General features: G+C 70.2%; 20 protein-coding genes. 8 read left to right on the top strand and 12 right to left on the bottom strand.

Annotated features, from left to right (window positions below; genetic code table 11):
- Positions 1–47 precede the first annotated feature (47 nt).
- The 3 genes from HQM25_RS02150 (at position 48) to HQM25_RS02140 (ending at position 2,628) form a co-directional block, all read left to right on the top strand.
- Entirely contained in the window at positions 48–1,751 is a 1,704-nt protein-coding gene (locus HQM25_RS02150) for a long-chain-fatty-acid--CoA ligase (protein ID WP_172988707.1), read from the top strand.
- A gap of 110 nt (positions 1,752–1,861) precedes the next feature.
- Positions 1,862–2,308, top strand: a complete 447-nt coding sequence (locus tag HQM25_RS02145) for a DUF6325 family protein (protein WP_172988705.1) — start codon at positions 1,862–1,864, stop codon at positions 2,306–2,308.
- 14 nt (positions 2,309–2,322) lie between these two features.
- Positions 2,323–2,628: an SHOCT domain-containing protein gene (locus tag HQM25_RS02140; protein ID WP_172988704.1), complete on the top strand. Its 306-nt coding sequence runs from the start codon at positions 2,323–2,325 to the stop codon at positions 2,626–2,628.
- 6 nt (positions 2,629–2,634) lie between these two features.
- Here HQM25_RS02140 and HQM25_RS02135 read toward each other — a convergent pair whose 3' ends face one another.
- Positions 2,635–3,306 (bottom strand): GAP family protein, encoded by a 672-nt coding sequence (locus HQM25_RS02135; RefSeq protein WP_172988703.1) that lies wholly within the window; start codon positions 3,304–3,306, stop codon positions 2,635–2,637.
- Positions 3,307–3,392: 86 nt separating this feature from the next.
- A complete protein-coding gene (locus HQM25_RS02130) occupies positions 3,393–7,136 on the bottom strand; it encodes a S8 family serine peptidase (protein WP_172988701.1) in 3,744 nt (1,247 codons plus the stop codon).
- Positions 7,137–7,276: 140 nt separating this feature from the next.
- Here HQM25_RS02130 and HQM25_RS02125 point away from each other — a divergent pair, with 140 nt between their 5' ends.
- Positions 7,277–8,269, top strand: coding sequence for a helix-turn-helix transcriptional regulator (locus tag HQM25_RS02125; protein WP_172988700.1), 993 nt, complete (start codon positions 7,277–7,279; stop codon positions 8,267–8,269).
- Here HQM25_RS02125 and HQM25_RS02120 read toward each other — a convergent pair.
- Genes HQM25_RS02120 through HQM25_RS02100 form a run of 5 tightly spaced genes read right to left on the bottom strand, consistent with a single transcriptional unit; the run spans position 8,254 to position 15,064 of the window.
- Positions 8,254–9,882 carry a dipeptide ABC transporter ATP-binding protein gene (locus HQM25_RS02120; protein ID WP_172988699.1) on the bottom strand — a complete coding sequence of 543 codons (1,629 nt, stop codon included), beginning with the start codon at positions 9,880–9,882 and terminating at the stop codon, positions 8,254–8,256. The two genes, HQM25_RS02125 and HQM25_RS02120, sit on opposite strands and share 16 nt — an antisense overlap.
- On the bottom strand, positions 9,879–10,742 hold the full coding sequence (locus HQM25_RS02115; RefSeq protein ID WP_172988698.1) for an ABC transporter permease: 864 nt from the start codon (positions 10,740–10,742) through the stop codon (positions 9,879–9,881). The genes HQM25_RS02120 and HQM25_RS02115 overlap by 4 nt, the downstream gene beginning before the upstream one ends.
- Positions 10,739–11,677, bottom strand: a complete 939-nt coding sequence (locus HQM25_RS02110) for an ABC transporter permease (protein WP_438803615.1) — start codon at positions 11,675–11,677, stop codon at positions 10,739–10,741. Before HQM25_RS02110 ends, HQM25_RS02115 begins: the two co-directional genes overlap by 4 nt.
- Before the next feature lie 13 nt (positions 11,678–11,690).
- A complete protein-coding gene (locus HQM25_RS02105; protein ID WP_172988697.1) occupies positions 11,691–13,337 on the bottom strand; it encodes an ABC transporter substrate-binding protein in 1,647 nt (548 codons plus the stop codon).
- Complete coding sequence (locus HQM25_RS02100; protein ID WP_172988696.1) at positions 13,334–15,064, bottom strand: amidohydrolase; 1,731 nt, start codon at positions 15,062–15,064, stop codon at positions 13,334–13,336. Before HQM25_RS02100 ends, HQM25_RS02105 begins: the two co-directional genes overlap by 4 nt.
- 109 nt (positions 15,065–15,173) lie before the next feature.
- Here HQM25_RS02100 and HQM25_RS02095 point away from each other — a divergent pair, with 109 nt between their 5' ends.
- Positions 15,174–15,875, top strand: a complete 702-nt coding sequence (locus HQM25_RS02095) for a TetR/AcrR family transcriptional regulator (RefSeq protein WP_172988695.1) — start codon at positions 15,174–15,176, stop codon at positions 15,873–15,875.
- A 90-nt stretch (positions 15,876–15,965) separates the two neighbouring features.
- Entirely contained in the window at positions 15,966–17,621 is a 1,656-nt protein-coding gene (locus HQM25_RS02090; RefSeq protein WP_172988693.1) for a DUF389 domain-containing protein, read from the top strand.
- A gap of 18 nt (positions 17,622–17,639) precedes the next feature.
- Here the strand turns inward: HQM25_RS02090 and HQM25_RS02085 are convergent, their stop codons facing one another.
- Positions 17,640–18,320 (bottom strand): TIGR00266 family protein, encoded by a 681-nt coding sequence (locus HQM25_RS02085; protein ID WP_217275181.1) that lies wholly within the window; start codon positions 18,318–18,320, stop codon positions 17,640–17,642.
- A 6-nt stretch (positions 18,321–18,326) separates the two neighbouring features.
- Positions 18,327–18,596, bottom strand: a complete 270-nt coding sequence (locus tag HQM25_RS02080) for a hypothetical protein (RefSeq protein WP_172988692.1) — start codon at positions 18,594–18,596, stop codon at positions 18,327–18,329.
- 225 nt (positions 18,597–18,821) lie between these two features.
- On the opposite strand from HQM25_RS02080, the gene HQM25_RS02075 reads away from it, so the two are divergent.
- Positions 18,822–20,984: a beta-glucosidase family protein gene (locus tag HQM25_RS02075; RefSeq protein ID WP_217275180.1), complete on the top strand. Its 2,163-nt coding sequence runs from the start codon at positions 18,822–18,824 to the stop codon at positions 20,982–20,984.
- 81 nt (positions 20,985–21,065) lie between these two features.
- Here HQM25_RS02075 and HQM25_RS02070 read toward each other — a convergent pair whose 3' ends face one another.
- The 3 genes from HQM25_RS02070 to HQM25_RS02060 all read right to left on the bottom strand — a co-directional run bounded on the left by HQM25_RS02070 (position 21,066) and on the right by HQM25_RS02060 (position 23,767).
- The gene (locus tag HQM25_RS02070; RefSeq protein WP_172988691.1) at positions 21,066–21,335 is read right to left on the bottom strand and encodes a hypothetical protein; all 270 of its coding nucleotides are present in this window, start codon (positions 21,333–21,335) and stop codon (positions 21,066–21,068) included.
- 36 nt (positions 21,336–21,371) lie between these two features.
- Positions 21,372–22,082: a response regulator transcription factor gene (locus HQM25_RS02065; RefSeq protein WP_172988690.1), complete on the bottom strand. Its 711-nt coding sequence runs from the start codon at positions 22,080–22,082 to the stop codon at positions 21,372–21,374.
- Positions 22,083–22,165: 83 nt separating this feature from the next.
- Entirely contained in the window at positions 22,166–23,767 is a 1,602-nt protein-coding gene (locus tag HQM25_RS02060; RefSeq protein WP_254359504.1) for a multicopper oxidase family protein, read from the bottom strand.
- Positions 23,768–24,175: 408 nt separating this feature from the next.
- Between HQM25_RS02060 and HQM25_RS02055 the strand changes: the two genes are divergently transcribed.
- Positions 24,176–26,077: a hypothetical protein gene (locus tag HQM25_RS02055; RefSeq protein WP_172988687.1), complete on the top strand. Its 1,902-nt coding sequence runs from the start codon at positions 24,176–24,178 to the stop codon at positions 26,075–26,077.
- Positions 26,078–26,164 lie beyond the last annotated feature (87 nt).

Genomic DNA, 26,164 nt, shown 5'->3' with positions numbered 1-26,164 from the left:
CGAGCGACGAGCCCCGCGACGGCGCGCGGCGGGGCAGGATGGTGGGCATGGCGAACGACCCGTACACGGCACGACCCTGGCTGGCAGCGTACGCCGACGACGTGCCCCACGAGATCGCACCCCCGGCGCAGTCGCTGTCGCAGATGATGCAGGCGAGCGTCGCGGAATACGGACGGCGGCCCGCGCTGGAGTTCTTCGGCGCCGTCACGACCTATCGAGAGCTCGGCGATCAGATCGAGCGCGCTGCCGAAGGGCTCCGGCGGCTCGGGGTGACCCACGGCGACCGGGTCGCGCTCGTGCTCCCCAACTGCCCGCAGCACGTCGTCGCGTTCTACGCGGCGCTGCGCCTGGGCGCCATCGTCATCGAGCACAACCCCCTCTACACCGCGCGGGAGCTGCGCCACCAGTTCGAGGACCACGGCGCGCGCGTGGCCATCGTCTGGGACAAGACCGTCGACACGATCGCCGACTTCCCCTCCGACCTGAAGGTCGACCACATCGTGAGCGTCGACATGACCGAGGCGATGCCCCTGCGCACCCGCCTTGCGCTGCGCCTGCCGGTCTCGCGAGCCCGGGAGTCGCGCACCAAGCTCACCGCGAAGCCGCGGGCGAAGCATCCCCTCGCCTGGAAGAAGCTGATCGATCACCGCCGCCTGCCGCGCCGCGTGCCCGGTCCTGCCGTCGATGACATCGCCCTGCTGCAGTACACGAGCGGCACGACCGGCACGCCGAAGGGCGCGATCCTCACCCACGCGTCCCTGCGCGCGAACGCCGCGCAGGGGGTGGCGTGGGTGCCCGGACTCGTGCCGGGAGCCGAGACGTTCTACGGCGTGCTGCCACTGTTCCACGCGTACGGCATGACGCTGTGTCTGACCTCCGCGATGAGCCTGGGCGCCAAGCTCGTGCTGTTCCCGACGTTCGACGTCGACCTCGTCGCGAGCGCCGCCCGCACGAGCCCGCCGACCTTCCTGCCCGCGGTGCCGCCGATCTACGACCGTCTGGCCGACGCCGCATCGCGCGGCCTCGTCGACCTCTCGACGGTGCGGTTCGCGATCTCGGGGGCGATGAGCCTGCCCGCCGAGACGGTGCGGCGGTGGGAGGAGGTCACGGGAGGGCTCATCGTCGAGGGCTACGGCATGACGGAGTCCTCGCCGATCGCGATCGGGAACCCGATGGGACCCACGCGGCGCCCGGGCACGGTGGGAGTGCCGTTCCCGAGCACCGAGATCCGCGTCGTCGACCCCGCCGACCCGACCGTCGTGAGGCCGCTCGGCGAACCCGGCGAGCTGCTCATCCGCGGACCGCAGGTGTTCCGCGGCTACTGGCGCAGACCCGCCGAGACCGCCGCCACGCTGCTCGCGGACGGGTGGCTGCGCAGCGGCGACATCGCGACCGTCTCCGACGACGGCTTCGTCACGATCGTCGACCGGCTGAAGGAGCTCATCATCACGGGCGGCTTCAACGTCTCGCCCACCGAGGTGGAGGTCGCACTGGAGACCCACCCCGACATCGTGGCCGCCGCCGCCGTGGGCCTGCCGAACGCGCGCGGCGGCGAGGAGGTCGTCGCCGCCGTCGTGCTGCGGGAAGGGGCGACGCTGGATGCCGACGCCGTGCGCGACCACTGCCGCTCCCATCTCGCCGCATACAAGGTGCCGCGCCGCGTCGTCGCGCTCGACGATCTGCCGCGCTCGCTCATCGGCAAGGTGCTGCGCGCGCGCGTGCGCGAGCAGCTGCTGGCCGACGGCGGGTGAGCGCGCGCGGGCGACGACGAGGCCTCTCGCGCCCGCCCGGTCCGCGGCGCTAGGGTGGCGTCGGACGCCGTGCGACGACCGTACGACGCCGTTGCGAAAGGGACGCGCGGATGACCGAAGAGATTCTCATGGGCCCCATCGACTACCTGGTCGTCGAGTGGCCCAAGGGCTCCCCGATGACGGGCGAGGCCTTCCCGCACCTGATCGATCTCGTGGACCGGGGACTCATCCGCATCCTCGACCTCTCGTTCGTGAAGAAGGACGAAGACGGCACGGTGCTCGAGATCGACATCGCCGACTTCGACGGCGACGGCATCCCCGACCTCGCCGTGTTCGAGGGCGTGCATTCCGGCATCCTCGGCGACGACGAGTACGGCGAGGCCGGTGCCGCGCTGGAGCCCGGCTCGGCCGCGGCCATCCTCGTCTACGAGAACACGTGGGCCGCGCCCTTCGCGACCGCGCTGCGCAGCAACGGAGCCCAGCTCGTGGCCTCGGGTCGCATCCCGGCGGCCGACTTCATCGCCGTACTCGACGAGCTCGACGCCGAACAGGCGTGAGGAAAGGACAGGACATGGGACTCCTCAGAGGCGTCGCCCGCACCGCCGTCATCGCCGGCACCGCCACCGCCGTGTCGAACCGCGTCTCGCGCCGCCAGGCCAACCGCTGGCAGACGCAGGCCGATGCGCAGGCGTACAACGAGCAGCAGCAGGCCGGTTACGCACAGCCCGCTCCCCCGCCCCCCGCACCGGCCGCCGCCGCGCCGTCGTCGGACGACATGCTCGCCAAGCTGACCCAGCTGGGTCAGCTCAAGGCCGCCGGCGTGCTCACCGAGGCCGAGTTCGAGGCGCAGAAGGCGAAGATCCTCGCCGGACTCTGATTCGCGTCAGAAGCTGCCGATCGCGCGGGCGATCATGACGAACCACAGCACCAGCAGCAGAATCGCCATGATCGTCGAGTTGTAACGCACGAGCCACGCACGGAGCGCGTCGAGCGCTCCCGACAGGCGCTCCGACGCGATGAGGTACCCGACCACGGGCACCAGGATGCTGGATGCCGCGATCACGGTGAAGACGAGGATGGTCGGCGCGATCGCGCCGGCCGCGAGTCCCGCTGCGCCGATGCTCAACCCCGCACCTGCGGCGAGGATCAGGTTCTTCGGGTTCACCCCCGACAGCAGCGCGCCGAGTCCGAACGCACCGCCGAACGACATCTCGTCGATCTTCGCCATCCACGCCGGCATCGGCGGCTCCTCGCCGGGCTTCGGACGTCGCTGCCACACCCGTGCGGCGAGGAGCAGGAGGCCTGCCGCCAGCACGATGTGGATGATCGCGCGGACCGGATCAGCACGATCATCGCTCGGGGTCGGAAGCAACGAGGCGAGCACCGTGGACAGAGTCGTCACGCCGACGATCCCGACCATCCAGCCGAGAAGGAATCCGACGCTCGTCACCCGAGCCTGCGGCGACAGCAGCATGAGGATCACCGCGATGACCGGCACAGGACTGATGGCGATGCCGATCGCGAACGGCAGGGTGTCGACGATCGCAGAGCCCACGGCGGATCCCTTCGGTGGAAGCGGCTCCTCGCACGCTATCGCGACGGACCCCCTTCCGCGTGGCGGAAGGGGGTCCGTCGGCAGGATCAGCGCAGGCCGTAGGCCCGCGTGATCTCCTGCTCGATCCGGTTGCCTGCAGCATCGGTGGCCTCGATGCGCAGCGAGACGAACTCCGCGTCCTTCGGCAGCCGGGTCACGACCGCACGCAGGCCGTCCTTGCCGTGCTTGCTCACCTTCACCTCGCGCCAGTTCGCACCGTCATCGGTCGACACCCATACCGCGGTCTCCACGATCGCCGACGCGACAGCGCCCGGCTGGTGCTGGATCTCGATGTCGATGTGGTGCGCGGCGCGAGACGCGCGGTTGTGCAGGTCGACATCCGGCTCGAGGTCGGCGCGCAGCAGCGGGAGCACTTCGGCCGCGACGCCCTCGGGCGCGCTGTGCACCGTCCACACGGTCGAGGTCGCGGTCGACATCGTCCACCACTCGGCGGTGCGCGCCACGTCGAGCTCGAGACGGTACTCGGCCGGTTCGGAGCCCACCGTGAAGGTGCCCTTCGCGCGGGAGCTCGCTGCCTTCTGCACGCCGTTCTCGAACAGGCGGAACGACGACGAGTCGGACTGGTAGAACCACTCGCCCCAGTGACCGTCCGAGTCGACCCACTCGGGGATCGCCAGTGCCACCTTGTTGCCGGTGCGGGTCGCGGACGTCGGGCCGTACAGGGCGAAGCCGGGTGCGGTCACCTGCGTCTGGAAGTTCTCCTCCAGCCGCGTGCCGGCCAGGTACGGACGCCGCGTGTCGGACATGTACGCGCCGAAGGGGTTCGCCGGCGTCGCATTGATGTAGTAGTTGTGGCCCCACATCGTGTCAGGATCGGTCGTGATCATCTCGGTGCGAACGGACGGCGTCTCGTCGATACGGAGCAGCCCGAACGCCGACGGCTCCCACGGGCGCCAGCGGTGGCGGGTCTCGGCGATGCCGACCCCCGCGACCTGCGCGCGGTAGTTCGCCGTGACGGTCGCGGCGTTCTCCGCGGTCACCCGCAGGTCGAGCTCCGAGGGAATGCCGCCCTCGAAGGGGAACATCGTCTCGTACAGGTACGGGGTCGACTTCCTCGCGACGATGGAGACCTCCACCACGCCGTCCGTCATGAGCTCCTGGATCGCGTGCCCCTCGGCCTGCGACAGAGTCATGTGCGGGATCTTGCCAGTGATGCCGTTGGTCATGATCAGGCCGGGTTCGCTGTTGTAGATCACGATCGCGGAGGCGCCGGCAGCGGTGGCGTCGGTCACCTGCTGGTTGAACGTGTTCCCGGTGCGCTCCACGAGCGCGACGCGGCCTTCGACGCCTGCGGCCGCCAGCTCAGCGGGCGTACCGGAGCCGGCGTCGACGAACGACGCGGTGATGTCGCCGTCGAGGCGCTCGCTCAGCCGCGCGTATCGCAGCGTCAGCTCGAGCTCATCGCCGACCGACGCCGTGATCTCGGGAGCGCGCAGCGTCTGCGAGGTGTACCACTCGAAGGAGCCGGTCTGCACGGTCTCCGTCGGCAGCACGGAGTGCCGGTCGATCGGCGCGGTCATGCTCCACGTGTGAGTGAACGACGACCCCTTCGCGTCCTTCCGCTGATAGGCGAGGATCGTTCCGCTGACCGCGGATTCCTCAGGAGTCGCCACATCGATCTCCACCGCGTCACGAGCGTCGAGTTCGATGGCGACGTCGTCGCCGACGTACACCTCGGGCACCATCACCGTGGTCTCCTCGACGGCGTACTTGCCTCCCTCGTCGGGCGTGAAGGTCACACCGCCGACGCTGTAGTTGCCCGCCGGCACACGGAGGGTTGCCACGCCGTCGACGTACGCGACGCCAGGCTTCGCGAAGATCGCCCGGTCGTCGACGTTGACGACGTCGACGCTGCTCTGCCCGCCGGCGGGATCGCCGTTGCGGTCGATCGCGGTGATGACGAGGTCGTAGCGCTCGGCCTCCTTGGCGAACCCGACGCCCGCGCGCAGCACATCGCCCGACTCCGCTTCGGCGGTGAGGTAGCCGGCGTAGACGCCGGGCTCGCCCTGCTGCGGGTCGACGGTGACGTCGACGGTCGAGGATCCGCCGGCCGGAACCGTCACGGCGCTCTGGTGGAGCGTGAGCATGCCCGGCGCGGGCGCGACGCCCTGCTCGTCGACGACGTCCATCGCGATCGCGAGGGTCACGTCCTCCTCGCCGATGTTCGTATACGTGATCGAGCGGGTCACGGGTGCGACGTCGGTCTGGGGATAGTCGAAGAACCCCAGGCTGAGCGAACCCGAATCGGCGAGCACCGTCGTCTTGGACGCGTAGGTCAGGTCGATGCGGCCCGTGCCCTGGTCCCAGATCGTCCCGGCGCCGCGGAGCGCGGTGGACGAGAGCAGGCCCTTCAGCTCCTGGCCGGTGAGATCAGGATTCTGCTGAAGCAGCAGGGCGGCGGCCCCGGCGACGTGGGGCGTCGCCATCGAGGTTCCGCTGACCGCCGTGTAGTACTGCCCGTGCAGGGTGCCGCGGCTGGTGCCGGCGGCGCGCGCGGCGATGATGCCGACACCCGGCGCGGTCACATCGGGCTTGAGCTGGTAGTCGCCGGCACGCGGACCGCGGCCCGAGAAGTTCGCGACCACGTCGGCGTCGTTGACGGCTCCGACGGTGAGCGCCGCATCCGCCGAACCCGGCGTCGAGATCGTGCCTGCGGCCGAGCCGTTGTTGCCGGCCGCGATGACGAACAGCACGCCCGACTCCGCGCTCAGCGCGTTCACGGCCTGTGCGGCCGGATCGCTGCCGTCGGTCCAGACGCCGTTCGAGCCGACGCTCATGCTGACGATGTCGGCGTCGTTGGCGACCGCCCACTCCATGCCGGCGATGATCTCCGAGATGGCGCCACTTCCGAGGTCGTTGAGCACCTTTCCGCTGATGAGCTCGGCGTCGGGGGCGACGCCCTTGCGCAGGCCGTCCGACGCGGCACCGGTACCGGCGACCGTCGACGCCACGTGGGTGCCGTGGCCGTGCCGGTCGACGACATCAGCCGCGTTGGAGAAGTTCTCTTCGAGGACGATCTTGCCGGCGAGGTCGGGGTGCGTGGCATCCACGCCCGAGTCGAGCACGGCGACGCGGATGCCCTCACCGGTGAACCCGGCGTCCCACATCTGGTGCGCGCCGATCTGCGGAACGCTGTCTTCGAGCTGCACCTCGACGCGAGCGTCGAGCCAGATCTTCTCGATCGCCGGTGCGGCTGCACGAGCGCGCGACGAGGTCGCCGACTGGGCGATCAGCGCGTCGCGGAACGCCGCGATGCCGTCCTTGTCGAGGTCCGCGCTGACGGCGCCGATCGAGGCGAGCGTGCGCTCGACCTCCATGGCGGGCAGCGCGGTGCTCCGGCTGCGCGCCGACGGCACGGTGACGCCGTAGTCGACGATCACAGGGATGTCGTCCACGCTCGCGTCGTCGTAGCCGGCGTCGACGAGTCCGCGCACGTCGAACAGCGCGGGGTCGAGCATCTCGCCCACCAGAGCAGCGACGTCGGAGGGGATGACGTAGGTGTGGCCGTCGTACTCCTGCTTGCTGAAGACCGGCTCGACGCCTGTGGCGCGCTCCGCCGGGTCGATGTCGATCGCGACGGCCTCATCGGGATACGTCGTCACGTGGACGCGGTCACCCGTGATGAGGGTGACCACGGACTGCTCGGTCGCGGCCGCCGTCGGGTCCGCGGCCGCAGCCGGGACGGGTTCGGCCTGAGCGCTGGTGATGATCAGGGGTGCTGCCAGCAACCCGATGCACGCGCCCGCCAGGTATCTCCTGAACGGTTTCACTTCTGGATCTCTCCTCGTTGTCCTGGCCGTCGCGCACAGCCATGGGGGGCGATGGCGGCGCTGATCCGACCGAGCGGTGAGGGATAATCTATGAGCCGCCCGAGGGCCGAAACCGCCATTCGGGTGGCGATGACATGCCAGTGGCGGACACTCGCCACGACGGTGAGGAGACCATGGTCGCGCTCGAAGGCTTCGGCTTGGATGCCGACGAGCAGGCGGTCTACCTCGCTCTGCTCGAGGTCGGGCGAGGAGACGCCGCCACGGTCGGCGCCGCTGCCGGCACACGCGATCTGGACACCGCGGCCGTGACCCGGATCCTCGACGCGTTCGAAGCCCGGGGCATGGTCGCACGGTCGAAGGAGGCCTTCGTCCTGGTCGATCCCGCCTTCGCCCTGTCGGAGATCGTGGCTGCCCACGAGCGGGATCTCCACCACGCCCGGCTGACGCTCGACGACCTCACGGCGCGCTACCGACGCCGGCAGGGCGAGGGTGTCATCGACGCCACTCTGGAGACGATCACCGATCCCGAAGCGGCGGTGCGCCGGCTCGAGCAGATCTACAGCGGCGCCCGGCACGAGGTGATGGCGATGGAGCGGCCGCCCTACTCCACGTCGCCGGCGACGCCGAACCAGGTGGAGCTGGACCTCCTGAACCGGGGAGTGACCCACCGCGTGCTGTACGAGAACAGCGCCGTCGATCAGCCCGGCCGGCTGGAGGACCTGCGCGTCGGCATCGCGGCGGGCGAGCAGGCGCGCGTGACCCCCGAGGTGCCGGGGCGACTGCTCATCGTCGACCGCACCTACGCGGTGCTCCCGCCCTCGTCCCACGTGCTTCTGACCCGGCAGCTTCATATCGTGCACCGCGGCGCACTGCTGGACATGCTGATCGCGCTGTTCGAGGCGACCTGGAACCGCTCGATCCCGTTCACGGTCGATACCACCGTCGCCGACGATGCCGCGGACCGCGCGATCCTGGCCCTCATGGCATCGGGGCTGACCGACGGCGCGATCGCGCGGGAACTCGGACTCAGCCCTCGCACGATGCAGCGTCGCATCCGCGAACTGTGCGACCGGCTCGGCGCGCAGTCGCGCTTCCAGGCCGGCATCCAAGCGGCCCGTCAGGGACTCATCTGAGTCGCGCCTTCCTCCCACGCCGGCCGCGGCACCGAGTCGATCAGCAGGCGGGTGTACGGATGCTGCGGATCCGACAGCAGCTGCGCCGTCTCGCCGCGCTCGACGATCGCGCCCGCCCTCATCACGACCGTCCGATCGCAGACCCGCCGGACGACGGCGAGATCGTGACTGATGAACAGCACGGTGAGACCCCGCTCCCGTCGGATCTCGGCGACCAGCTCCAGCACCTGCGCCTGCACCGAGACATCGAGCGCGCTGGTCGCCTCATCCATGACCAGGACGTCGGGTTCGATGGCGAGGGCCCGAGCGATCGCCACCCGCTGGCGCTGGCCGCCCGAGAGCGTGCGCGGCCGGGCCTGCGCGTGAACCTCGGCGAGGCCGACCTGTGCGAGCAGCGCCGTGACCCGCTCCCGCGTCTGCGTGGTGCTGAGTCGGCCGTGCAGGCGCAGGGCGTCCTCGATCGCGCGGCCCGCAGTGATGCGCGGGTCCAGCGACAGGTAGGGGTCCTGGAACACCATCTGCACGCTGCGCGCGTGCGCGAGACGGTCGCGACGGGTGCGGGGTGCGCCGCGGCGCTCGGCTCCGCCGATGCGGATCGCTCCGGCATCGGCGTCTTCGAGGCCTACGATCATGCGCGCCAGCGTCGACTTGCCCGACCCCGACTCCCCGACGACGCCGAGCGCGCCGCCGCGGGGGATCGCGATCGACGCGTCGACGACGGCCGCGACGGGGTCCTTCCCCCGCGGGTGGTAGGTCTTGGAGAGCCCTGTCGCCTCCAGCATGGGCGCCGCTTCGGGCGCCTGCTCGATCTGCGCGCGGCGCGGCGCGGCATCCACCGTCCCGGCGATCGACGGGGTCGCCGCCAGCAGACGGCGCGTGTAGTCGGCGCGCGGGCTCACGAACACCTGCCGCGCGGTGCCGTCCTCCACGACACGGCCGCCACTCATCACGTGCACCCGATCGCAGAGGGATGCCGCGAGGGCGAGGTCGTGGGTGATGAAGAGCATGCCCATCCCGCGGCTCTCACGCAGCTCGGCGAGCACCTGGATGATCTCGGCCTGGGTCGTGACGTCGAGCGCCGTGGTCGGCTCGTCGCAGATGAGGAGGCGCGGAGCCGCCGTCAGGGCGCCGGCGATCATCACCCGCTGCAGCATGCCGCCCGAGAGTTCGTGCGGGTACTGCGAGAGGTGCTCGGCAGGACGGGGCAGGCGCACAGCCTCGAGAAGCGACAGGGCGATACGGTCGGAATCGGCCGCGGAGCGCGCGCCTTGCCCACGCAGGGTCTCGGCGAGGTGCGCGCCGATCGTGCGCATCGGGTTGATGCCGGCGCGTGGATCCTGGAAGATCATCGCCGCGTCGGCGCGCCGCAGCGCGAGGAGTGCGCGCGCATCCGCATCGAGCACGGAGCGGCCATCCAGTCGCACCGATCCCGCGGTCCTCGCCCGCGCCGGGAGGAGGCCGAGCACCGAGCGCGCGGTGAGCGACTTGCCGGATCCGGATTCCCCGACCAGCCCCACTGTCTCACCGGCCGCGACCGTGAGGCTCACTCCATCGAGGAGTCGGCGGCCATCGGGGAGATCGAGCGTGAGTCCGGAGATGTCGAGAAGCGTCATGGCCGGGTCCCTCCCCCGATGCGATCGGACAGGTCTTCGCCCACGATGTTCACCGCGACGACCACGATCACCACGGCGACCGCCGGCACGAGCGCGGGCAGGAAGTACCCGCCCAGCAGGCCCGCCTGCGCCTCGTTGATCATCGCGCCCCAATCGGCGGTGGGCGGCTGGACGCCGAGACCGAGGAACGACAGCGCGGCGAGTTCGGCGAGCACGTAGCCGAAGTTGAGCGTCGACTGCGCGCCGACGATCGGGACGATGTTCGGAAGCACCCGGCGCAGCGCGATGAACGATCCGCCGAACCCCTGCACCCGGTAGGCGGACACATACGATCGCCGACGCTCGGCGGCGATCAGCGAGCGGGTCAGCCGCGCCACGAACGGCGTATACGCGATGCTCATCGCGATGACCGGCGCCACCAGCCCCTTGTCGAACAGCGCCACGGCGAGGATCGCGATCAGCAGCGCCGGGAAGGCGAACACCACGTCGAACAGCCGCGCGAGCACGGCGTCGATCCAGCCCCCACGCCAGCCGGCGACCAAGCCCAGGAGGATCCCCGCCACTGTCGAGGAGATGACCACGATCAGCGGTGCGAGCAGCGCCGTGCGCGCGCCATAGATCATCCTGCTGAGCGTGTCGCGGCCGAGCGCGTCGGTGCCGAGCCCGTGGGCGACCGAGGGCCCCGCCTGGATGTTCAGCAGGTCCACCTGGTCGGGGTCGTAGGGGGCGATGATCGGGGCGGCCAGAGCCGCGACGCCGAACGCGAGCAGCACGCCGAGGCTGACGAGGAGGAGCATGTCGGAGCGCCTCACCCGCGGCGCCCGCAGCACGCGGAGGGCGAGGGTCGGAGTAGCGGTCATCGCGCACCCGCCCCTGCGGCCGACCGCGGGTCGATCCACGGCTCGAGCACGTCGATCACCGCGTTCACGACCACGAACGCCGTCACGACGAGCAGCACGATGGCCTGCACGACGGGGAAGTCGAGCCGGTCGACCGACTGCACGAGAAGCGATCCGATGCCGGCCAGCCCGAAGGCCGCTTCGACGATCGCGCTGGAGACGAGGAGCCCCGCCACCAGCACGCCGCTCACGGTGAGGATCGGCGACAGCGCGTTGCGGAAGACGTGACGCCGGATCACCGTCGCGCGGGGGATGCCACGGCTGGTGGCGACCTCGACGTGCTCGCGGCCGAGCTGGTCGATCATCGACGACCGGGTCACCTTCGCCACGAGCACCACGAACACGAGCGCCAGCGCCACGGAGGGAAGCACGAGGTGGTACACGGTGTCCAGGAAGCCGCTGCCGGAGCCGAATGAGGGGAACCAGCCCAGCTGCACCGCGAACACGGCGATGAGGATGATCGCCCCGACGAAGGAGGGAATCGCCCCCAGCACCGTGAGCCCGATGAGCACGGCCCGATCGAGCACCCGACCGCGGTTCAGTGCGGCGACGATGCCGGCTGCCAGGCCGAGGAGGGCGATGAGGGCGCCCGCCATGACGACCAGACCGAGGGTGACGGGCAGTCGCTGCCCGATCACCTCGGTGACCTCCTGGCGGTACTGCAGGGAGCGACCGAAGTCGCCGTGGAGGATGCCCGCCACCCAGTTCAGGTACTGCTGCCACGGTGGAAGGTCGAGACCGTACCGGGCGGTCACCTCGGCGATCGCCTCGGGGCTGGGGCTGCGCCCGCGCAGCAGGAACGAGTCCGGATCGCCCGGCACGAGGAAGCGGGAGAAGAAGACGAGGAGGGAGGCGAGGAAGAGGGTGAGCAGCAGCGCACCGAGCTTCCCCACCACCCGCTTCGCCGTGTCAGCGTGCACCAACGGTCGCCGCCCAGGGGTAGTAGAGGAACGCCACCGACGGGGTGACCCCGGTGATCCGCTCTCCGAGGAACAGCGTCGCCGGGGCCTCGAACAGCGGCAGCCACGGCAGCTCCGCGTTCGCGATGCGCTGGGCCTCGGCCGTCTTCTCGGCACGCTCGGCCGGATCGTCGATGCCGATCGCCTCGGTCACGACCTGGTCGTACTCGGCGTTGCTCCAGCCGCCGAAGTTGCTGAACTCGCCGGTGCGCAGCACCGCGTACATCTCGAGCGGGTCGGGGCTGGAGAGATACCAGGCCGTGAAGAAGAGATCGACGCCCTCGCGGGCGGCCGGGTCGGAGAACAGCGCGGTGTAGGCACCGGGGGTGACCGTCTCGATGTTCACCTTCAGCCCGATCGCGGCGGCGGCCGCCGCCGTGGCCTGCGCGTACACGGAGAAGTCGCCGCCCATCGGCGCGGTCACATACGTGAGCTCGGCCCCTGTCGCTCCGGCTTCCTCGACGAGCGCCTTGGCGGCGTCGAGGTCGTGGGGGTAGGCATCCAGCTCACCGAAGGCGGCATCGACGGTGGCGGGATCGGCCCCCTGCCACACCGACGTGGTCGACAGGGCGTCGGTGACCTCGGCGTAGCCCTTCACCGCCGCCTGCACGATGCCTTCGCGGTCGAGGGCCATCAGGAGCGCCTTGCGCACCCGCAGGTCGCCGAGCGGGCCGTCGAGGTTCGAGATGACGAGGCTCGACACGGCGGTGTTGAGGCCGAAGAGCATGTCGCCCCGGTCGGAGCCCGCGAGGTCGGGGACCGCATCCGCCGGGATCATCCAGCTGCCGTCGACCTCGCCGGAGCGGAGGGCGTTGACGCGGGCGTTCGCGTCGGTCATGAACGCGAACGTCATCTCGCCCGCGTGGGCCCGCAGCGCCGGATCCCAGTAGCTGTCGTAGCGCTCGAGGGTGATCGACTCCCCCGACGTCCAGTCGGCGAGCTGGAATGGACCGGTGCAGTTCACTCCGCCGGTCGAGTTGCCGTAGTCGGCGCCAGCGGCCGCGAGCGCCGCGGCGGACTCGACGACACCGGCTGCGCCGCCCATCGCGAGGTTGAACTGGGAGTCCGGCACCGCCTCGGTCACGGTCACCTGGCGCACCCCGGTCTGCTCGATCGACACGACGTTCTGGTACACGCCGTACCAGAACGAGCCGACGGCGGGATCGATGTGCCGGGAGAGGGATGCCACGACATCGGCCGCGGTCAGCGGCGTGCCGTCGTGGAACGTCACACCGTCACGGATCTCGTACACCCACGTGGTGGGGGTGGGGTGGGAGAAGGACTCCGCGAGCCCGGGAGACAGCGTGAAGTCGGGGTTGAGACGCAGCAGCGACTCGCACACGTTCGCGAGCACCTGGTTGTCGGCGTAGTCGAACGCGTAGGCGTAGTCCAGCGAGAAGGGCTCGGCGTAGCTGGCCCACGTGAAGGAGTCGATGTCGCCGGCGGGGGCCGCCGTCGCGGTCGTGAGCTCCCAATCGACGGCCTCCGGCGCAGCAGGCTCGGGTGTCGAGCACGCGCTGAGCACGAGCACCGCGGCGGCGGTCACCGCGAAGGATGCCACCGCGCGACGTCGACGCAGTGCAGGGGTACGGGTCATGAGGGCTCCTCGGTTCGGGTCGGGAGGGCGGGGACAGTGCGGAGAGCCGGGGTGCCGGGTCGGGTCGGGATGTCAGGGCGGGTGTAGACGGCGACGCCGTCGATCCAGGTCGAGAGCACCTCGGATCGATGGATCTGGGCCTCCGGCAGGCTGAAAGGGTCGGGGTCCAGCACGACGAGGTTGGCGAGGTGCCCGGCGCGGATGTGGCCGGTGTCGTGATCGCGGTGGTTCACGTAGGCGCTGCCCGAGGTGTAGGCGGCCATCGCCGTCGCCAGGTCGAGGCGCTGGTGGGCTCCGCCGAGCGGGGCGGCGTCTCCCCCGGGCACGATGCGGTTCACGGCGATGTGGATCGCGTCGATCGGATCGGCGCTGGAGACCGGCCAGTCGCTGCCGGCCGCGAGTCGCACACCGTGCCGCACGAAGTCGCCGAACGGATACTGGCGGGCCTCCGCGCCATCCTGCAGGAACGGCAGGGTGAGCTCGTCGAGCTGGTCCTCGTGGCAGGCCCACAGCGCCTGGATGTTGGCCACGGCACCGAGGTCCGCGAACCGGGCGGCCTCGCGCTCCTCGACGACCTGCAGGTGCGCGAGGTGGTGGCGGCCGTCGGTCGCCCCGTTCGCGCGCCGCGCGGCCTCGAGGGCGTCGAGCGCCTCGCGCACGGCCCGGTCGCCGAGCGCATGGAAGTGCACCTGCTGCCCCGCGGCATCCAGCGCCGTCACATACTCGCGCAGGGCCTCCGGAGCGATGAACGACATTCCGTGGTTGCACGTGTCGTGACCGCGGGCGTCGCGATACGGCGTCAGCATCGCGGCGGTCTGGTTCTCGGCGACGCCGTCGACCATGATCTTCGTCGTGCCGAGCGCGAGCCGGTCCTCGGCGCCGAGGGCGGCGATCTCGGCGCGGCGCCGGCTCATCTCGGCGACCTGCTCGATCCCCCCGCCGCGCTCCCACCACTGCGCGCCGACGACATGCACGAGCAGCTCTCCGGCGGCGAGCGCGCGGCGGTACGACTCCAGCGGGTCGGCGACGCCGGCCACCGTCCCGGCGACCAGGGCGTCCTGCCAGCCGGTGATCCCGAGGGCGATGAGCTCCCGCTGCGCGCGCAGGAGTCCGGCGTACGCGAGGTCCGGATGCAGCGGCGGACGCACCGCGTCGAACAGGTCGCTCGCCCCCTCGTGGAAGGTGCCGGCCGGGTGCCCGTCGGCCTCGCGCTCGATGCGCCCGTCGACGGGGTCGGCGGTGGCGGCATCCACTCCGGCGAGGCGGATGGCGACGGTGTTCGCCCAGGAGCTGTGGTGGTCGCGGCTGAGCAGGAGCACGGGGCGGTCGGGCACGACGTCGTCGAGGAGTGCGCGCACCGGCGCGCCACCCGGGAAGTGGTCCATCGACCAGCCGCCGCCGAGGATCCACGGCTCGTCGGGATGGGCGTCGGCGTAGGCCCGCACGCGCTCGACGGCATCGGCCGCGTCGAGCGCCGCGCTCACGTCGCACTGGAGCAGTTCGACACCGCCGCCGACGGGGTGGATGTGCGCGTCCTGGAACCCGGGGCTGAGCAGAGCTCCGCCCAGATCGAGGACGCGGGTGTCGGGGCCGATGAGCGGCGCCGCCTCGGCATCGGGGACCACGGCGGTGATGCGGTTGCCCGTGACGGCGACGGCGTGGCCGTGGACCGGGGCGCCCGTGCCGGTGAACACGGGGCCGCCGGTGAAGAGCAGATCTGCGGGCACGTCTCCCTCGCTTTCCTTCGATGGGTGGGATGCCGCGACTGTAGGTCGGGCGCAACAGTGCTGTCAACACTGTTGACAGCACTGTTTTCCGATTCGTTACACTGGCCGCATGACGACGCCGGCGAAATCAGCACCCGCGCGCGGGGGAAGGGGCGGCGAGAAGACGCGCCTCGATCGCCGTGCGATCCTCGAGGCCGGGCTCGCCCTGGCCGGCCAGCCGGGCGTCACCGCGATCTCGGTGCGCGATCTCGGCAGCGCCCTCGGCGCCGATCCGACGGCGATCTACCGCCACTTCCGCGGCAAGGACGACCTGATGCGGTCACTGCTGGACGAGCTGATCGGCATGACGCTGCAGCGGGTCGATGCCGATCCCGACGACTGGCGCGGGCGCCTCCGCCAGCTCACGCAGGCCACCCTCGACGTCTTCGCGTCATATCCGGCCATAGGCATGGAGGCGACCGTGCTCACCACGGGAGGTCCGAACGAGCTCGGCGCCATCGAGCTCATGCTCGACGCGTTCCGCCGCGCCGGGCTCGAGGGCGACGCGCTCGTCGAGCACTACGCACTGATCGCGGTGCACTCGCTCTCCAGCGCCGCCGGCATCGCCCGCAGTCGCAGCGAGCGCGGCTACGACCCCGCCGTGCCGATGTCGTGGATCGAGTCCCCGTTGCTGGTGGACCCGGAGGAGTACCCGCTCATCGCCGAACTGGGTCCGCGCCTGCGGGCGCTCGATGACCGCGACCTCCTGCTGCTCGGCGTCGAGACGATCCTCGACTCCGCCGAGCGGGCGGCGCGCCGCGCCGAGGGGTGACGGCGGGCGCGGCATCCACTCTGTGCCGCCGACGAGGGGGCCTCTAGACTGAGCCGTCCGCGGCGTGGTCCGCGCGGAGGGGAGCGTTGCGTGGAAATCGACGAGACGCCCGAGACGAGTGAACCCCGCTCCACCGCGCGCCTGCGCGACCAGGCGCGGGAGGTGATCGCGGCGCTGTCGAACACCGTGGCGCTGCGCGGGCTGATCTGCATCGCCGTGGGGATGGTCGTGCTGCTTCTGCCCACCGCGACCACCGCGCTCGCGACGGTCATCATCGTGGCGCTGCTGGCCGTGAGCGGCGGGATGGATCTCTTCTACGCGGTGACCGGGCGACGCTGGTTCGGCCGCGACATCAACCGCTGGCTCGCCGCCCTGCGCGGCGTCGCCGCCCTCGCGTTCGCCACGGCGATGGGTCTGCTCGCCGCAGCGTCGAGCGAGGTCACACTGGCCATCACCGTCGGTCTCGTGGGCATCTACGTCGGCATCCGCGGGGCTGTCACGATCGCCTCGGCGCTCTTGCGACGACGCGAGCACGACCCGCTGCCGCGCATCGCCGGGGGCGCCCTCGCCGTCATCGCCGGCATCCTCGCCTACACCGTTCCCGCGTCGATCGCCTCGACCGTCATCATCGCCGCGGCCACGGTGTCCCTCGTCGTCGGCCTGCTCCTCGTCTCGTGGAGCCTGCGGCGCGCCACCGGCGCAGGCGGGGTGGATCCGGCGAGCGCATCGATCCCCGAAGTGCTGTGGGACTGGATAGAGGGGTCCGACATCGGCCGCAAGGAGCGCGCGGAGCAGGCGAGCGGGCTCTACTTCGAACGTCCCGCGCGGCTGACCAAGCTCGGCACCTGGTGGGTCATGCTCGTGCTGTCGGTCGCCATCGCGACGTTCGCCGTGCTCGCCGACTCGACGGCCGTGATCATCGGCGCGATGCTCGTGGCTCCGCTGATGGTGCCGATCCTGGGCCTCGCCGGGGCGCTGGTGAACGGCTGGGGGCGCCGCGCCCTCGAGTCGGGCGTGCTGGTCCTCGCCGGCGCTCTCGTGTCGATCGTGCTCGCGTACGGCATCGCCGCCTGGGCACCGGTGGCGATCTCGTTCACGACCAACAGCCAGATCGTCTCCAGGGTGTCGCCCAACACCGTCGACATGCTGATCGCCCTCGCGGCCGGTGCCGCCGGCGCCTTCGCCACCGTGAACGCTCGAGTGGCCAGCGGCATCGCCGGAGTCGCGATCGCCGTCGCGCTGGTGCCGCCGCTGGCCGTGGTCGGCGTCAGCCTCAACGGCGGCCGCTTCGACGACGCGGGCGGTGCGGCGCTGCTGTTCCTCACGAACTTCGTCGCGATCGTGCTCGCGGCGGCGGCGGTGTTCACGATCACCGGCTTCGCCCGCCCCTTCGCTCTGCGCAATCGGCCGCGCCAGATCCTTCAGACCGTCGCACCCTTCGCGGCTCTGGCCGGCATCGTCCTCGTGCCGCTCATGCTCACGTCGGAGGGACTCCTGCAGACCGAGACCCGCGAACGCGACGCGCAGAGCACGGTCCAGGAGTGGCTCGGCGACGAAAGCGCGTTCGTCGTCACCGAGGTGAGCGTCTCCGGAGCCCAGGTGCAGGTCACGATCACCGGCGACGGCACACCTCCGTCGGCGAACGCCCTCGTCGACGCGCTCCAGGGCGACTTCTTCGAGCCGGTGGGCCTCGAGTTGACCGTCGTGCCGGTGCAGGTGACCGTCATCCCGCCCCCGGCGGACTGAGGCGCAGCTCCGTACCGTCTACGAGTTCGAGCGCTGCTGCGGGTTGACCCGCTTGATCCACTCGATGAGATCGAAGCTGGATCGTGTCTGCAGCCAGATGCGGCCGGGGCCGGTGAAAACCGTCACCAGACCTTCCCCGCCCAGCAGCGTCGACTTCCAGTTGCCGGCCTTGCGCACCGTGTACTGCACGGTCTCGTCGAACGCGACCACGTGCCCGGTGTCGAGCGTCATCGTCTCGCCTGGCGCGAGTTCGGAGGCGATGATCGCGCCGTAAGACGACAGCAGGACGTCGCCCTGACCGGTGCAGCGCAGGAGGATGAGCCCCTCACCGCTGAAGAACGTCTTGCCGCCGCCCCACTTCGAGTCGACGTCGACGGAGTGGTCCGACGCACTCCAGGAGCCCGACTGGACCAGCAGCGGCGTCGTCCCGTCGAGGGGCACCGTCACCATGTCGCCTGGGAGGGTCGCCGCAACCCCCACCTGCCCGCCGGTCGCGGAGCTGTAGTCGTTGACGAAGAAGCTCTCGCCGCCCAGGGCACGGCGCAGCCCCTTGAAGAACCCGCCGCCCGCGGAGGTCTGCACCTCGATGTCGCCGCGGGTCATGGCCATCGCCCCCGCCTCGACGCGCACCGCGCCGCCCGGGCGGAGCGTCACCGTGCCCATCGCGAAGGCCGGCCCCGATGTGATCTCGACGTCCACGAGCGCTCAGAACTCCCGGCCGGTGCGCCACTCGATGTAGCGGGCGACGAGCGCGAACATCTGCACGCCGGCCCATGCGACGATCACCGACACCCCGATCGACAGCCCGACGACGAGCCCCGCGAGGATGCCGGTCCAGACGTCGTCGGCGAGGGCGATGGCCTGGATGAAGCCGGCGATGACCGCGAGCGCACCCACGATGAGCACGATGGCGGCGATGGTCCCGTAGATGCGGCCGACCGCGGCTGCGCGGGTGGTGAGCGTTTCCTTGTCCATCTCGATTCCCTTCGCTTGCCCGACGGCACCCGGTCGATGCGACGGTTGCGCCCATCCTGCCCAGGATTCACAGCGAACTTCAAGGTTTGAGAGTGCGACGGCGTGTTGAGCGGACGATCAACCGATTGCCATATGAGGACGGCCTCTGCAATCTGTCGGCGAAAGGGTTAGTATCTCCCTGTTGGCAACCCCTTGCCACATCCGATCCGCGATGAAGGGATCCCCGTGAGCAACGACGCCCGCCCCTGGATGAACACCGACCTGACGCCGAAGGAGCGCGCCGAGGCGCTGGTGGCGGCGATGACCGTCGAGCAGAAGATCGCCCAGCTCCACGGCAACATGGCGACATTCGACATCTATTCGATGTCGAACGAGCTCGGCGGGGTCGACATGAGCGAGATCGACGAGGAGAAGATGGCGCAGCTCATGGCGCAGATCCGCATCGAGCGTCACGTCGCGGGAATCGACGAGCTCGGCATCCCCCGCATGCGCGTGACCAACGGCCCGGTGGGCGTCGGCATGGGCGACGGCACCCCCTCACCCCCGGCCACGGCGCTTCCGATGACCATCGGCGTCGCGGCATCCTTCGACCCCGGCCTCGCCTACGCGTACGGCGACATCATCGGCAAGGAGTCGGCGCACCTCGGCCAGCACGTGCTGGAGGGCCCCGGCGTATGCCTCCACCGCACCCCCATCGCCGGGCGCAACTTCGAGTACTTCTCCGAAGACCCGTACCTGTCGGGCGTCATGGGCGTGCAGGTCACCAAGGCGATCCAGGACAACGACGTGATCGCCATGGCCAAGCACTACGTCGTCAACGACCAGGAGCACGAGCGCTTCCGCGCGAACGTCGTCGTCGACGAGCACGTGCTGCGCGAGCTCTACCTGCTGCCTTTCGAGATGTGCTGCAAAGACGGCGAGATCGCCGCGATCATGAGCGCGTACAACCGCGTGCGCGGCACCTACGCCACCGAGAACTACTACACGCTCACCGAGATCCTCCGCGAGGAGTGGGGCTGGGACGGCTACGTGCAGTCCGACTTCTGGTCGGCGCGCTCCGCCGCAGGCTCCCTGAACGCGGGCATGGACCTCGAGATGCCCGACTCGAAGTGGCTCAACGAGGCGAACGTCACCGCCGCCCTCCAGGACACCTCGCTCGAGATCCAGACGGTCGACCGTGCGCTCGTGCGCCGGTTCACGCAGATGTTCCGATTCGGCCAGTTCGAGCGCCCGTATGCGCCGACCGAGATCCCCGCCGCCGAGCACGGTGCGATCTCCCGCCGCATCGGCCGCGAGATGGCCGTGCTGCTCAAGAACGACGCCGGCACGCTGCCCCTGTCGCCGGATGCCGGCCGCGTGCTCATCGTGGGCATGAAGGCGTTCGCCGAGAAGGCGTGCCAGGGCGGCGGCGGCTCGTCGAAGGTCGACCCGCTCTACACGGTCGACCCGCTGCCGGGAACGCGCGACGTGCTCGCCGACCTCGGCTCCGACGCGCAGGTCGACCTGTTCGTCGTCGAGCGAGACCAGTCGAACCTGGATGCCGCGACCGCGGCCGCGGCGGAGGCCGACGTCGTGCTCATCATGGCGGGCCTCATCGCCACCGAGGGCGCCGACCTGAAGACGCCCGAGATGCCGTACGGGCAGGACGCCATGGTCGAGGCGCTGCTGGCTGCCAATGCGCACAGCGTGGTCGTGCTGAAGAACTCGTCGCCCGTGCTCCTTCCGTGGATCGACAAGGCGGCAACGGTCATCGAGGTGTGGAACCAGGGCGCCGAAGACGGCCACGTGGTCGCTGATCTGCTGTGGGGCGTCGAGAACCCCTCGGGCAAGCTCCCGACCACCTACGCCGCCCGCCTGGAGGACCTCCTCTACCACGACGAGCCGAGCCGCTACCCCGGCACCGACGAGGGCGCGGGCTACCCCACGATCCGCTACTCCGAGGGCCTGGAGATGGGGTACCGCTGGTTCCAGGGCCGGCAGATCGCTCCCCTGTTCCCGTTCGGCTACGGCCTCTCGTACACGACCTTCGAGGTGGTGGATGCCGCTCTCGACGCGACCGCGACCGACGGCTCCACGCCGGTGACCGTGACGGCGACCGTGCGCAACACCGGCGAGCGCGACGGCGCGGAGGTCGTGCAGGTCTACCTCGGCATCCCCGTCGACGGCCAGCCGCCCAAGCGCCTGGTCGGCTTCGCCAAGGTGGCGGTGACCGCCGGCGCGACGGAGGAGGTGTCGATCACGATCGACCCCGCCGCCACGAACCACCCGTTCTCGGTGTGGGACTACGCGACCCGCTCGTTCCAGGTGAAGCCCGGCGACTACACCGTGTACGTCGGCACCTCGAGCGAGGCCACTGCGGCCGCCCTCACCATCACGGTCGCCGGCTGAGCGCACCGACGTCGCCCCCGTGCGCGCGCGGGGGCGACGCGGCACGCTGATCGACCGCGTCTCACGCTCGGCCGGTCGAGGTCACCAGATGGTGCCGCCGCCGATCGAGATGCCGCCCCAGGTGAGGGCGATGAAGATCGCCGCGAAGACGACCGGGGCGATGCCCTTCCCGCTGCGGGCGAGCCCCTTGAGCAGGGCGATCACCGCGAGCACCGCGGCGACGATCGACAGCCCGCCGCCCACGATCAGTCCGATGAACAGCGGGATGGGCATGAGGACGAGACCGGCCAGCGCCACCCAGAAGGCGGCCCACGCGGTCGGATTCGAGCGACGTTCGACGGCTTGTGACATGGCACCGATCATCGCACGCGCGGGGTGCCCGCGAGGTCAGGCCGGGCCCGCCCGCACGTCGCCGGGGTCGGCCGCGGGACCGCCCGAGTGGGGGACGAGCCCGAGATCCTGGGCGCGCACGATGGCCTCGAGCTGACTGTGGGCGTCGAGCTTGGCGCGTACGGCCTTGATGTAGCCGCGACACGTGTTCTCGCTGATGCCGAGCGTGATCGCGATCTGCTTCGCCGGCACCCCTCGGGCCAGCTGCGCCAGCACCTCCTGCTCGCGCGCGGTCAGAGTGACGGCGGCGGGTCGCGCGGCCAGCGCGGTGTCGTGGGCGAAGGCTGACGGAGCCACCACGATCGGACCGGTGCCCGCCTTCTCGAGCACGCTGAGCATCTCATCGAGCGACGCGTGCTTCGGGATGAAGGCTCCCGCCCCGGCGAGGGCCGCGCGGGAGATCCATGCCGCGTCTTCGTGGGCGGTGACGATCACCACCACGGCGTCGGGCCGGATCTGCCGGATGCTCCGCGTGGCCGCCAGACCGTCGAGCTTCGGCATCTGGATGTCCATGACGACGACATCGGGCTCGAGTGAGATGCTCGCGCGCGTGGCCTGAGTGGCATCCGTCACGATCCCCACCACGTTGTACCCGGCGGTCACGAGAGCCTGCGAGAGCAACTCGGCGAAGGACCTGTGGTCGTCGACGATCAGAACACGACGAGGAACGGCGCCCGACTCCGTTGCGGCGCCATCGGAGTGATGCACGGTGTTTCCCATCGCGTCGGCCCCCCAGAGGCTCCCCGCCAGACTACACCGCGAGATCCCGTCCCCAGGGAAGGCGAGCGGGGTCAGGCCCCATCGTCGGGCACGGGCGGCGCAGCCAGGATGGGGTGGTGCGGATCGTACGACGAGCCGTCGGCCGGCCATACCCGGAACTGGTGCATCATGTCGTGATCCTCGTGCACGAGGTTGTGGCAGTGCACCATGTACCGCCCCGCGTGCGGGCCGAACTTCGCGAGCACCCGCACCTTCTCGCCCTCGCCGACGTAGACGACGTCCTTCGGGCCGAGCTCGTACGAGAAGGGCGCCTTGCCGTTGCGCGAGAGGATCTTGAAGTCGATGAGGTGGATGTGCACGGGGTGGAACCAGCCGCCCGACTTGTTCTCGATCTCCCACACCTCGGTCGAGTTGACCGTGGGGTCGCCGAGAGTCGCGGTGTAGTCGGAGGCCACGACGTCGTCCCAGGTCTCCTCGTTGAGCTGCCACATGTTCGTGACGTCATCACGCTCGACGCGGATGTTGCGCTTGATCATGCCGCTCTTCTCGGTCAGCGCCATCACCTCGTTGCCGGGGTTGAGTGTGCCGGGGATGCTCAAGGCCGACGGATCGTCCGTCGTGAACGGGTCGTCGACGACGTCGAACGCCATGATCTGGCCGGTGAAGTCGTAGTCGCGGTTGTTCGGGTTCGAGAGGTTCCGCATCTCGATGCGCTGACCTGCCTTGAACTGCGAGAAGTCGATGAGCACCTCGTAGCGCTCCGCCGAGCCGATCCGGAAGTTGCTGACCGACTGGGTCTTGGGCATCAGCCCGCCGTCGGTGGCGACGACGTGCATCGGCGTCGACGGCGACAGCTGCGGCCGGTAGGACCGCGAGATGGACGAGTTGAGGATCCGGAAGCGGTAGACGCGGCGCTTGACCTTCATCACCGGCCACGGCGTCCCGTTGACGAGGATCACGTCGCCGTAGAGCCCGGAGTGACTGCGGTCCTCGTAGAGCTGCGACCCGTCGGCCTGGAACATCATGTCGCAGATCGTGAGGGCGACGTCGAATTCGCTCTGGGGAAGCAGCGAGCGCTCCTGCGCGTCGTGCAGGTGGTACTGGGCGGCCAGCCCCGAGTAGGCGTTCTGCGCCGTGTAGTGAACCCCGTGGTCGTGGTACCAGAGCGTGCGCGCGACCTGGAAGTTCGGGTAGTGATAGTCCTTCATCTGCCCCGGCAGCGTGATATCGCTCGCGTACCCGTCGTACTCGGGCAGCGACGCCGAGCCGTGCAGATGGGTCGACGTCGCGATCGGCGTTCCGAACACGGGGTGCGTGGCGGTGAGCCGATTGCGCATGCGCAGCACGGCGCGGGTTCCCTGGTCGATGTCGATGCGCGGTCCGGGCACCAGGCCGTTGTAAGCGAGGACAGGTGTCAGCAGTCCGCCCGGGAGGATCTTCGCATTCGCGACCACCTGCGAGACGTCGTAGTAGTTGACCGGCCCCTGCTCGTCGACGTCCGTGCGCGTCGGCATGAGCACGGGCTGCATCGGCAGAGTGGCGGCGAACCGCTTCGGGAAGTACTTGGATGCCAGCTGACTGGGCGTACCGGCAGCGACGGGCGCTCCCCACGGAACAGTCAGTGCGGCGGCTCCCGCGGCAGCGACGCCGGCGAGTGCGGTCAGCGTCATCATTTCACGGCGCGTTACGGTCATGATCGGCCCCCAGAGCCTCGGAGTGCGGACCGCCCCACGCGTTCCGCGGTGAGCCGCGAAGAGACCGATGCGTGAAAACGGTCGCCCCAAGCGTCCCGCATCGGCCGCCGAAACGGCCACCGCGATGATTGTCGCCAGCAGCCGGCGGGTACAGCACCCTCCGCTCGGAGGATCGGCCCACCCCCAAATTGGGGGCCGGCACCCACCCCCCTCGTTTGGGGGACGTAGGTCCCCCCAAGAGGGGCTCACCGCGCTCTCCGGTTTCAGGGGAGGTTTGCCGAGACGCTCGCGCTGAACTGGGGTTAGGGATGTCAGCGAGCGAGATATGGGGAGAGCGACGTGGTCGCACGAATTGCGTCTGCGCCTGGCGCGCAGCAGAAGAAGAGGATGTCGCTGACATCGCCCGGTCGGCGGCCGTCGCCGTGGGTGGCGGCGGTGGCGGTGGGTGTTCTGGTGTTGACCGGAACCACGGTCGCCAACGCGGCCACACGGGTCACGGTCACCAACCCGGGAGGTCTGACCGCGGTCGGCCCGTCCAGCTCCGACCACGGCTTCCCGGCCTGGTACGAAGACTCCACCGGCACCCGCATCGAACCCTGCCTGGACATCGACAACCCGATGTGCGGATTCCTGCCCGGCGACGTGCCCGACGACACCATCCCGATCAGCTTCCCCGACAACTTCCCCGGCGAGTTCTTCTACCAGCTCGTCGCCTCCGAACTCGACCTGCCCGGCGGCGGCCGCGCCGTGCTCACCCTCGGCCTGGAAGCAGCATTCACCACCGAAGAAGCCACCCCCGGCAACCAGGTCGTGTTCGCCCGCACCCGCGTCGTGGTCCGCGACGCACCCGCCAACGCCACCCTCACCTTCCGGCACCCGTTCGGCGAACTCACCATCGACACCGACGAGACCGGCGCCGGCCGCCTCGTCGAAGACATCGCCCCCTCCGTGGGCAACTTCACCCTCGCCCTCACCGGCAACTTCGGCCCGTTCCTGAAATGGGACCCCGCCACCGCCCCCGCAGCCCCCGCAGGCTTCGTCGGCGACCCCGGCATCGCACACACCGTCATCGGCGGCAAAGACGGCTACAACCGCTTCTCCGTCACCGGACCCGGCCTGAGCCTGGACACCGACCAATTCACCATCAGCGGCAAGATCGCCACCAACACCGGCCTGGCCGGCACCCGCGCATCCATCACCGACGGATTCCTCGACGTGTTCGCCACCAGCAAGAGCATCCAACTCCAAGTCGACGGTGTCGAAGGCCAATACGCCACCACACCCATGACCAACGACGACGGCTCCGAATACCACTACGCCCGCATCGCCCTCGAACCCGGCGCCGCACCCACCCAGGTCACCGTCCGCAACCTCTCCGACGACCCCGTCAGCACCGCCACCATCGACCTCGAAGACATCGTCATCGACCGCGCGGAATACAACGGCACCGTCCTCACCATCCAAGCAACCGCCACCACCTACCCCGTCACCATCGACGGCATCGGCCAACTCACCGACACCACCCCCACCGAATTCACCCTCACCGCACCACCCGCCCACATCACCGCCCACACCACCACCGGACCCACCACCACCCACCGCGTCACCATCACCGGCGGAACCGCCACACCGAGCACGGTCCCGCCCGGTGGGGACGGCGAGGATCCCGGCGACAACGACGGGGGAACCAACCCCGATCTGCCTCCGGGGCCGCCTGAGATCGTGATCGCGCCCCTGAGCCCCGCGACTCCCGGGTCGACCGTGACGATCGACGCGAGCGCCACGAAGGGTGCGACGGAGTTCACGTGGACGCAGACCGGCGGACCGGCCGTGCAGCTGGCCGATGCCTCCACGGCGACGCCGCGGCTGAGCATCCCCCCGTTCGTGACGGCGTCCACGACGGTCCCGGCCGCCCCGTGGGCCCCGATCACGCTGCACGTCGTCGCCCGCAACGCCACGACCGAACTCGTGACGACGGCGGATGTGACGGTGCCCGTACTGGAGAGCGACCTCGCGGTGACGGTCGCTCGACACAAGGTCGGTCAGGAGCTGCGCATCGGCGGCACCTCGCTCATCGGAGGAGTCGCCGGGCCGCTGTCGCCCCCCACCCAGGTGCTGATCTGGAACAACACCAACCCGGCGGCGCCCGTGCTGCTCGGACGGGTTCCCGTCGACACCGTGGGCGGATGGGAGCTGCGCCAGAAGCCCGGCCCGGCCGTGCGGATCACCGCGGTGCTCGTCCAGACCAGTCGCGGAGGAACGCTGATCGCATCGGTCGCCGCAGGATGATGTGAAGGCCCGGACGCCGAGGATCCCCAGCCCCCCGGCGTCCGCACGGAGCAGCCTCAGTGCTGTGACCGTTCGGGCGGGCGTGAC

This window comes from Microbacterium hominis (genome assembly GCF_013282805.1).
Classification (GTDB): Bacteria; Actinomycetota; Actinomycetes; order Actinomycetales; family Microbacteriaceae; genus Microbacterium; species Microbacterium hominis_B.
This window is presented reverse-complemented; position numbering and strand designations above follow the sequence as displayed.

What these genes read in the sequence shown, in the direction of transcription:
- HQM25_RS02105 (WP_172988697.1), bottom strand. Translation starts at nt 13,337, where the DNA reads ATGACCCGTACCCCTGCACTGCGTCGACGTCGCGCGGTGGCATCCTTC.
- HQM25_RS02140 (WP_172988704.1), top strand. Translation starts at nt 2,323, where the DNA reads ATGGGACTCCTCAGAGGCGTCGCCCGCACCGCCGTCATCGCCGGCACC.
- HQM25_RS02080 (WP_172988692.1), bottom strand. Translation starts at nt 18,596, where the DNA reads ATGGACAAGGAAACGCTCACCACCCGCGCAGCCGCGGTCGGCCGCATC.
- HQM25_RS02055 (WP_172988687.1), top strand. Translation starts at nt 24,176, where the DNA reads ATGTCGCTGACATCGCCCGGTCGGCGGCCGTCGCCGTGGGTGGCGGCG.
- HQM25_RS02145 (WP_172988705.1), top strand. Translation starts at nt 1,862, where the DNA reads ATGACCGAAGAGATTCTCATGGGCCCCATCGACTACCTGGTCGTCGAG.
- HQM25_RS02120 (WP_172988699.1), bottom strand. Translation starts at nt 9,882, where the DNA reads ATGACGCTTCTCGACATCTCCGGACTCACGCTCGATCTCCCCGATGGC.
- HQM25_RS02150 (WP_172988707.1), top strand. Translation starts at nt 48, where the DNA reads ATGGCGAACGACCCGTACACGGCACGACCCTGGCTGGCAGCGTACGCC.
- HQM25_RS02060 (WP_254359504.1), bottom strand. Translation starts at nt 23,767, where the DNA reads ATGATGACGCTGACCGCACTCGCCGGCGTCGCTGCCGCGGGAGCCGCC.
- HQM25_RS02070 (WP_172988691.1), bottom strand. Translation starts at nt 21,335, where the DNA reads ATGTCACAAGCCGTCGAACGTCGCTCGAATCCGACCGCGTGGGCCGCC.
- HQM25_RS02095 (WP_172988695.1), top strand. Translation starts at nt 15,174, where the DNA reads ATGACGACGCCGGCGAAATCAGCACCCGCGCGCGGGGGAAGGGGCGGC.
- HQM25_RS02115 (WP_172988698.1), bottom strand. Translation starts at nt 10,742, where the DNA reads ATGACCGCTACTCCGACCCTCGCCCTCCGCGTGCTGCGGGCGCCGCGG.